Genomic DNA, 1,298 nt, shown 5'->3' on the forward strand with positions numbered 1-1,298 from the left:
CAGCGCCGTCGGCTGCCCTAGCGTTCGGCAGGTGGACACCAGGAGATCGACCTCGACCGGCTCTAGCTCCGTTGTGTCCTGGGTCGCTCTCGCGTCAACCGGCGTCGCCGCCGCGACACTCTGGATCGCGGACGCCGTCTGGTACGGGATCCCCGAGTCGGGTGGCCCGGGAGTCAGTCTGCTCTTCATCGGCGGGTGGGGTCTTCTCACGTGCGCCGCCCTGCTCACGGTCGGCGTGCTCATCCATCTGGCGCCCTCCGCGCTGAGCCGCCACGGAAAACGCCCCGTCGAGTTCGTGCTGCCGAGCGCCGCACTCGTCCTCATCGCGGGGATCCTGCTCGCGCATCCGCTGGCGGGCAGCGCTTTCGCCTGACCCTCACCGGCATCGACCCTCGAAAATGTCTCGGCGCCTCCGGGCCCTCTCGTCAACGGGCTCTGGTGGCTTCACAATTACAGCGAGGGGTGCAACCGTTCGGGTCGGTGCACCCCTCGCTGCCGGTTGGCCGAACGCGCGCCAACCTCGAACGACCAGCAGCCAGGGATCGCCGATCGAGCGGTCACAGCCTAGATTTTCTAGACGGTCTAACTAAGTCCCCTTTCCGGGTGAGGTGGATCGTGCAGGCGATGCCGGTGCTTCGGCTGACCGCGGGCGCCGAGTTGGGAGCGGCGCGATCCGATTTCGAGGTCGATCACTCCTGGTACGGGTCGAAGCGGTGGGCGGGGCGGGGTGCGGTGGTCGTGGTGGTCATGGTGGGGCCTTCCTGTGCAGCAGTGGGAGAAGAGGAGGGGCGGGGACCGGTGCGAGCCGGTCCCCGCTGGGTGGGCTAGCTGAGTCCTGCGGCGTCGGCGGGGGTGCTGTCGCCGGTGACGACCTGCTCGACCGGGGGGAGCGCGTATCCCCAGGCCGCGAGCTGGCGGAAGTGCTCGGCCGTGCGCTCGTCGCCGCGGCGCCAGGACTCCTTGCTCGTGTGCGCCTCCTGACCTTCGAGCACGACGGCCAGCGCGACCAGGCGGGCCTTCGCGGGGTTCCCCTCGATCAGCGCCGCGAGAGCGTCCGCGCGGTAGCCGGAGGGGCGCTCGATGCGCAGCAGCGTGTGCGCGAGGTCGCTGCCGCCCGTCATCCCGGAGGACACCGCGAACCGGTGAGCGGTGAGACCGAGGGCGATGATGCGATCCGCGTCCTTGGGGAGGGTCTTGCGGGCGAGGAACGTCGCGATCCACTCGCGGCGCACCTTCTCGGCCGCGTTCCACGCCTTGTTGTTGGCGATGAGCACCTTCCGCTCCGCGGACTTCTCGGC

At 69.8% G+C, this 1,298-nt stretch carries 1 protein-coding gene and 1 pseudogene; one reads left to right on the plus strand and one right to left on the minus strand.

All coding sequences use genetic code 11. The annotated features are described in order from the left end of the window. Nucleotides 1-73: 73 nt before the first annotated feature. Nucleotides 74-373 carry a hypothetical protein gene (locus C5C82_RS17050; RefSeq protein WP_104223378.1) on the plus strand — a complete coding sequence of 100 codons (300 nt, stop codon included), beginning with the start codon at nucleotides 74-76 and terminating at the stop codon, nucleotides 371-373. 451 nt (nucleotides 374-824) lie between these two features. On the opposite strand, the pseudogene C5C82_RS17735 reads toward C5C82_RS17050, so the two are convergent. Continuing rightward, nucleotides 825-1,298: pseudogene (locus tag C5C82_RS17735) on the minus strand (chromosome partitioning protein); the annotation flags it as partial.

Source organism: Rathayibacter sp. AY1D5, from assembly GCF_002932515.1.
Taxonomy (GTDB): Bacteria; Actinomycetota; Actinomycetes; order Actinomycetales; family Microbacteriaceae; genus Rathayibacter.